This is a genomic window from Pricia sp. (assembly GCF_041745955.1).
Lineage (GTDB): Bacteria > Bacteroidota > Bacteroidia > Flavobacteriales > Flavobacteriaceae > Pricia.
Genome location: NZ_JBGTHY010000530.1, coordinates 1 through 7,146, shown reverse-complemented (window position 1 = coordinate 7,146; position 7,146 = coordinate 1). Strand labels below are relative to the sequence as shown.

General features: G+C 48.7%; 6 protein-coding genes. All 6 read left to right on the top strand.

What is annotated here, in order from left to right; translation table 11 throughout:
* Positions 1-810 (top strand): aldose epimerase family protein (locus tag ACEW8S_RS18830; RefSeq protein WP_373519649.1); only part of this gene is annotated, 810 nt, incomplete at its 5' end.
* Between the two features lie 69 nt (positions 811-879).
* Positions 880-2,103 carry a Tm-1-like ATP-binding domain-containing protein gene (locus ACEW8S_RS18825; protein ID WP_373519648.1) on the top strand — a complete coding sequence of 408 codons (1,224 nt, stop codon included), beginning with the start codon at positions 880-882 and terminating at the stop codon, positions 2,101-2,103.
* A 34-nt stretch (positions 2,104-2,137) separates the two neighbouring features.
* A complete protein-coding gene (locus ACEW8S_RS18820; protein WP_373519647.1) occupies positions 2,138-2,998 on the top strand; it encodes a phosphoenolpyruvate hydrolase family protein in 861 nt (286 codons plus the stop codon).
* Between the two features lie 167 nt (positions 2,999-3,165).
* Positions 3,166-3,576, top strand: coding sequence for a cupin domain-containing protein (locus tag ACEW8S_RS18815; protein ID WP_373519646.1), 411 nt, complete (start codon positions 3,166-3,168; stop codon positions 3,574-3,576).
* A gap of 46 nt (positions 3,577-3,622) precedes the next feature.
* Positions 3,623-6,337 (top strand): PVC-type heme-binding CxxCH protein, encoded by a 2,715-nt coding sequence (locus tag ACEW8S_RS18810; protein ID WP_373519645.1) that lies wholly within the window; start codon positions 3,623-3,625, stop codon positions 6,335-6,337.
* 55 nt (positions 6,338-6,392) lie between these two features.
* Complete coding sequence (locus ACEW8S_RS18805) at positions 6,393-7,145, top strand: ThuA domain-containing protein (RefSeq protein WP_373519644.1); 753 nt, start codon at positions 6,393-6,395, stop codon at positions 7,143-7,145.
* Position 7,146 lies beyond the last annotated feature (1 nt).

The following is a 7,146-nucleotide window of genomic DNA, read 5'->3' as shown; positions in this document are numbered from 1 at the left end:
ATCGCCAAGGGCAAGTTCAAGGTCGAGGGAAAGGAATATTCCATCAAGCCCAACAACAACGCGAACGCCCTGCACGGTGGTGAAAATGGATTTCAGGACAAGGTCTGGGAAGCCAATCAGCCGAATGACTATACCTTGGTGTTGCAATATACCTCGCCCGACGGCGAAGAGGGGTTCCCCGGGGAACTTGCTGCGAAAGTTGCTTATTCCCTAATCGACGACCATACCCTGAAAATCGAATATGAAGCCACTACCGATAAGACCACTGTGGTCAATTTGACCAACCATGCCTATTTCAATCTCAATGGCGAGGGTAGCGGTACCATCCTAGACCATAAAATGCAGATTTTTGCGGAGGAATTTACGCCCGTTGACAAAGGGCTTATCCCAATTGGGGAATTAAGGAAAGTTGAAGGTACGCCCTTTGATTTTACGAGTCCCCATACCATCGGCGAACGTATCGACGCCGATAACGAACAGCTCAAGTTCGGCGGTGGCTACGACCATAACTTTGTACTGGGCAGCCAACGTAGTGACGGCATGAACCATGCCGCCAAAGTGGTCGGCGACAAATCAGGGATTTTGATGCAGGTATATACCGAAGAACCCGGCGTACAGTTTTATACCGGGAATTTTATGGATTCCAAGAACACCTTGAAATCCGGCGCAAAAGATGAAAAGCGAACCGCCTTTTGTCTGGAGACGCAGCATTTTCCCGACGCGCCGAACCATCCCGATTTTCCATCGATCGAGCTCAAGCCCGGCGAGACCTACCATACGGTTACGGAGTATCGATTTTCGACGGAATAGCTTCGATAGGGCTTGGCGAAAAATTGTATCAAAAGTTAAGCGCCTAAAACAATACGCCGGTAAACATTTATGAAAGTAGGGAATATGGTAATCATGCTAGGCTGTTTCGATACCAAGGCGGAAGATTTTGAGTATCTATTTACTTGCTTGAAGGATAAGAATGTTGAGGTGTTGACACTGAATACCGGTATTTTGGGAACTACAGACCAATTTCCTGTGGATTTTGAAGCGGATGTGGTGGCCAAGGCGGGCGGTTCACGACTTTCCGTGCTGCGAAAAGGAAATGATCGCGGCAAGGCCCTTGAAATCATGGGCCACGGGGCCGCTAGCATTCTTGGTGATCTGGTGTCCGAAAATAAAGTGGACGCGGTAATCGGAATGGGCGGCGGCGGTGGCACCTATATGGTCTTGGCCGCTATGCAGGCCGTGCCCTTTGGTATCCCGAAATTGTGTTTGAGTACGCTGGCCACAAAGGACCTTTCCGCAAAAATCGGGAACAAGGACATTGTTTTGATGCCCTCGATCGTCGATGTAGCGGGACTCAATGCCATCAGCAGGGTGTTGATACGGCAAGCGGCGGGGGCCTTGATCGGAATGGTCAATACGTCGGATTCCGATGAAAAAAAATCGGCAGGAAGTATCGCCATGAGCGTTTTCGGAAATACGAATCTTTGCGCAGAAAGTTGCTCGAAGCTCTTGAAGGAAAAAGGATATGACATACTGGCCTTTCACGCGGTCGGAAGTGGTGGGGAAACAATGGAAGCCTTGATGGGTGAAGGTTTTTTTGATGCGGTTTTGGACTTGACCACTACCGAACTGGCCGATCATCTCTGTGGTGGGGTTTGCAGTGCTGGGCCCGACCGCTTGACTGCTGCCTCCCGAATGGGAATTCCACAGGTTGTCGCGCCGGGCTGTTTGGATATGGTCAACTTTGGTCCGTTGGATACCGTTCCCGAAAAATATAAGGACCGGCAATTGTACAGCTGGGCGCCCGATGTGACCCTCATGCGTACCAATGCGGAGGAAAATAAGCAGTTGGGCAAAATTCTGGCGGACAAAATCAATGCGTCCAAAGGCCCGGTGAGCGTATTGCTACCGATGGGAGGGCTTTCAAAAATTGGCGCGAAAGGTGAGGTGTTTTACGATCCGGAAATCGACGATGTGCTATTTGACGCCATACGGAAGCATATAAAATCTGACATTGATATCATAGAAGTTCAGAACAATATAAATACGATGGATTTCGCGGAAAGCGCAGTGAAAGCTTTGGTTGATTTGATAGAAAAAAAATAAATACTAATCAGTAAAACTTAATTCAATATACGTTATGCCGAACAAATGGACAGGAAAGGGAAACCCTTACACCAAACAAGAAGTTAGAGATCGACTGCAAAAAGTCGTTGATCAAAAGAAAGCGATTATAGCTGCGGGAGCGGGAACGGGCATCAGTGCCAAATTCATCGAAAAGGGCGGTGCCGATTTAATCATCATCTACAATTCAGGCCGCTTTCGGATGTCCGGCCATGGCTCGACTGCGGGCATGATGGCCTACGGCGATGCCAATGCGGTGGCCATGGAAATCGGGGAGTTCGAGGTGCTGCCCGTAGTAGAAGAAATTCCCGTAATCTGCGGCGTTCACGGCAGTGACCCTCGCAGAAGGATGTGGCATTTTTTGGGGAAGGTCAAGGATATGGGATTTTCGGGGGTGAACAATTTTCCGACCCATTGTATCATAGACGGGCATTTTAGGAACGTGCTCGAGGAAACGGGAATGAGCTTTCAAAAGGAAGTCGCTATGGTCGACTTGGCCACGCGTATGGATATGTTCTCCATCGTCTATGTCGCCAAGCCGGAAGAAGCCGTGCAAATGGCCGATGCCGGTGCCGATGCCGTAATCGCCCACGTAGGCACTACGGTAGGCGGATCCATCGGGGTCACCGATGCCACCGTAGGCATGGATGCTGCCCTCGAACGTACCCAAGAAATCGTCGATGCGGTCAAAAAAGCCAATCCCGATACGTTTTTCTTGGCGCACGGTGGTCCGATCAATACGCCCGATGACGTGCGCTATGCCTTGGATAAAGTAAAAGGTCTTCATGGATTCGTAGGGGCATCTTCCTTGGAAAGAATGGGGGTTGAGGCTTCCTTGACCAATCTGACGAGGGAATTCAAGAAACTGACTTTATGAGATATTATTTTGAGACTTCAGTCGTAAAAAATTTAAAGTTCAATCGCTACCTCGTAGCTATTCAAGGTTTAAGGTGGTTTTATCTCCCTTGAACTTTGAACCTGCCGAAGGCAGATTTGAACCTTGAATTTTTTCACCATGAATCAAAAATCTAACATCTAAACCTCATGTCCAAAAACTGGAAATTCGTCAAAGAAAAAGACCAAATGTTCGAAAGGGCTTTCGGACGCGACCATTATTGGCATTACCATCCCGAGATAATCAAAGGGGCGGAATCCTACATGGTAAAGGTGGTAGTGCCGGAGGGCGATGGACATAATTTTCATGTGCATCCAAAAATGCACGAAATCCTATATATATTAAAAGGGAGGGCGGAGCAGTGGATCGAAGATGAAATGCATTTTTTGGAAGCCGGCGATTCGGTTTATATCGACGCCAACGTAGGGCATGCTACGTTTAATGGGGGCAAAGGTGAACTGGAATTCCTCGCTATCCTATCCCCGCCCGAAGGTTGGGAAGCGGGCACGGTAGATGTTAGTGAAGAACTGCCCTATTCGGGATATCGAACAAGAAAATAAAATCGAACCAAAATTCCAAAAGAAGCAGCAAATAAAACCTGAAAAAATGAAAGAATTGCTATCTAGCTATGTATCGGTAGGCTTAGGAATCCTTCTTTTTTCCGCCTGTACCGGTGAAAAAGAACCACCTCCTGCCTTGGCCTACGCCGGTGAAAATCCGCGCGTGCAGGTTCCTTTAAGTCCAGAAGATTCCCAGAAACACATACAACTTCCCGAAGGTTTTACGGCGGAACTGTTCGCCGCGGAGCCGAATATTATCAATCCCATTGCTTTTACTTGGGACGAAAGGGGAAGACTTTGGGTGGTACAATCGAAGGATTATCCCCATAAATTGGAAAACGACGTCGGCGGCGACCGGATTACGATATGCGAGGATACCGATGGTGACGGTAAGGCCGACAAATTCACCGATTTCGCTACCGAGCAAAGCCTTTCCACCGGGATAACTTTGGTAAAGGGTGGAGCCATAGTTGCCCAAGCACCGGACATGGTATTTTTGGAAGACACCAATGGCGACGATAAAATGGATAAACGCACAGTGCTTTTTAGCGGGTTCGGAATTTTCGACACCCATGCGGGGCCATCGAGTTTGCGCTATGGAATCGACAATGCCCTTTGGGGTGCGGTCGGATATTCGGGCTTTGAAAACCGGTTTCAAGGTGATTCCGTAAAATTCGAACGCGGCGTCTACCGTTTCGGAAAAGAGGGTTCCTTTTTGGAACCCGTCGGGCAGTTCGACAACAATACCTGGGGCATGGGCTACAACGAGAACTTCGAGATTTTCGGTTCCACGGCGAACAATAATCACGCCTGTTACGTGGGCATCCCCCTAAAATATTATGAATATTTAGATAAAATGCCCTCGTGGGCCTTGAATGCCGATTTTATCCAAGGGCATTACGAGATACATCCTGTAGATACCATCCCTCTGCAACAAGTGGATGTACGTGGTGGGTTTACCGCAGCTGCAGGAGCAAATTTTTATACGGCCCGAAATTATCCCGAGAAATACCAAAACCAAATGTATGTTGCCGAACCGACCGGCCATTTGGTACATATCGCCAATATTGTAAAGGACGGTGCAGGATATAAAGAAGTCGACGGTGGAAATATTTTTGCCAGCACCGATGCTTGGACGGCCCCTGTTTTTGCGGAGACCGGTCCCGATGGCAACCTTTGGGTGGCCGATTGGTACAATCCCGTAATCCAGCATAATCCCGATAAACGGGGAATGGACAACCAGATCTGGAACGATGATAAGGGAGAGGGCAATGCGCATATCAACACCCGCAGGGATTATGGCCATGGTAGAATCTACATTATCAAATATGAGGATGCCGACGATTCCGAAATAACGGAATTGGATGCCGATGACGACAAGGCCTTGTTGAACGCCTTGCAGAGCGACAACCTTTTTTGGCGCACCACCGCCCAACGGTTGATCGTGGAAGGGAATAAAACAGAAATGATTCCCGATTTGATCAAACTGGCGGGCGACGACACGAAAACGGACAAAAATGGCTTGAACGCCCCGGCCTTGCATGCGCTCTGGACACTTGATGGGCTAAAAGCCTTCAAAGGGGACACTAGCGAAGCGGACGAAGCCGCCAAAAGGGCACTGGCCAGTAGCTCGTTTGCGGTCAAACGCGCCGCTTTGGCCTTGTTGCCGGAATCATCCGAAGGCAGCGAACTGTTGGCCACATCGGGACTTCTGGCCAGCGAAGATCTACAAGTCAGGCTTGCCTCAATCCTAAGGGCGGCGGAACTTCCCGAATCCGCAGCACTGTATACCGAGATGGAAAAAGCGGCCAAAGACGCTTCCAATACTTCCGACAAATGGTTGAACGCCGCTACCAAGGTCTATTTTAGGGAGCTGAATACTGAAGAGGTAGCCGCCGCATCCGTAGAAATGGTCGTGCCATCCGCGGAAGAAAAATTGTCTACATGGAGCTATACCGAGGAAAAACCGGCGGACAATTGGATGGCAACGGACTTTGCGGCTACCACATGGAAAACAGGCCAGGGAATGTTCGGAGGCCAAGACGAAAAACGCATAAAAACGAAATGGAAGACCGATGATATTTGGCTGCGCAAAGAGTTCACCCTCAACGACACCTTGGAAGAGCCGGTAATTAAAATCGCCTTTGACGATAATTATGAATTGTATATTAATGGTCAATTGGTGCTGGCCGAAACCGGTGCCAGCCGGCCGTATAAATATATGAAAATCGATAAGGAGAAAAGCCAGCTGTTCAAAAAAGGGAAAAACCTGATCGCCGTCCACTGCAAAAATACAGGTGGGGGAAAGCATATCGATGTGGGTATAGGCAAGATTGGCAAGGTCAAGGCCGATGTTACGTTCAATTTAAAAACGGTCAGTCAAAAAATGGCCTATAATAAGACCGAGCTGAGGGCTACTGCCGGGCAGACCGTGGAGATCAAATTGGAGAATGTGGATCAAATGCCCCACAACTTGGTGGTTGTTACCGCCGGAAGCCTTGATGTCTTCGGCCCTCTGGTCGATGAATTTGTAGTAACCCCCGATGCCGTAAAAATGGGCTATGTGCCCAATTCGAGATATGTTCTGGGCGCCACGGAAATGTTAGATCCGAACGAAAGTGGTTCCGTCATATTTACACTGCCCGATACACCCGGGACCTATCCGTTTGTCTGCACTTTCCCCGGTCATTGGCGCTTTATGCAAGGGGTGATTATTGTGACGGCACCCGACGAAGATAGTCCGAAGGATAGTGATGCCTGATGCGACGCGAAAGCCATTAGTAAAAACGAAAATTTCAATATTAAATGAAGATACTATGAAAAAAACAACAATGCTATTAGCGGTAGTTGGGATGACCTTTGGTTGCAAGGTCCAAGAATTACCAAAAGACTACAAGAACGATACATCTATGGGGCATTTTGTTTCCGATGACAGGAAAGCCACCAAGATCGCCGTAACGGGCGGTGGCGGTTCGCACGATTTCCTAAAATTCTTCGGTATCGCGGATGGGGGAATTTTGAGCGATAACGGAGAAAACACGGTTATTTATTCGGAAGACGTGCAGGAGATCGATGCTTTAGTCCCTGCGGTCGATATATTAATGCTGACCAACAATCAGCCGCTGAACGCAGCGGCCAAAGCAGCTATTTTTTCTCAAGTAAATGCCGGTAAGCTCAACATGCTCATTTATCATCCCAGCACCTGGTACAACTGGGAAGATTGGCCCGAATACAACAAGCGGCTCGTAGGCGGCGGATCACGCTCACATGAAGACCTACAAGAATTCGAGGTCACCGTAATAAAACCGGACCATCCTATCATGAAGGGCGTACCGAAAACCTTCCTCATAGTCGACGAGCTTTACCGCTGGGAAAAAGATCCAGCTGCCGAAATCGAAGTACTCGCTATGAGCAAAGGGCTTGAATCAGGCGAAGAATATCCTACCGTCTGGATCGTAAAACATCCAAAGGCAAAAATTGTCGGGAATACGCTGGGGCACGATGAAAGGGCGCACGGGCTTGAGGCCTACCAAATGATTCTGAGGAATAGTTTGGAGTGGGTGAAGTGAA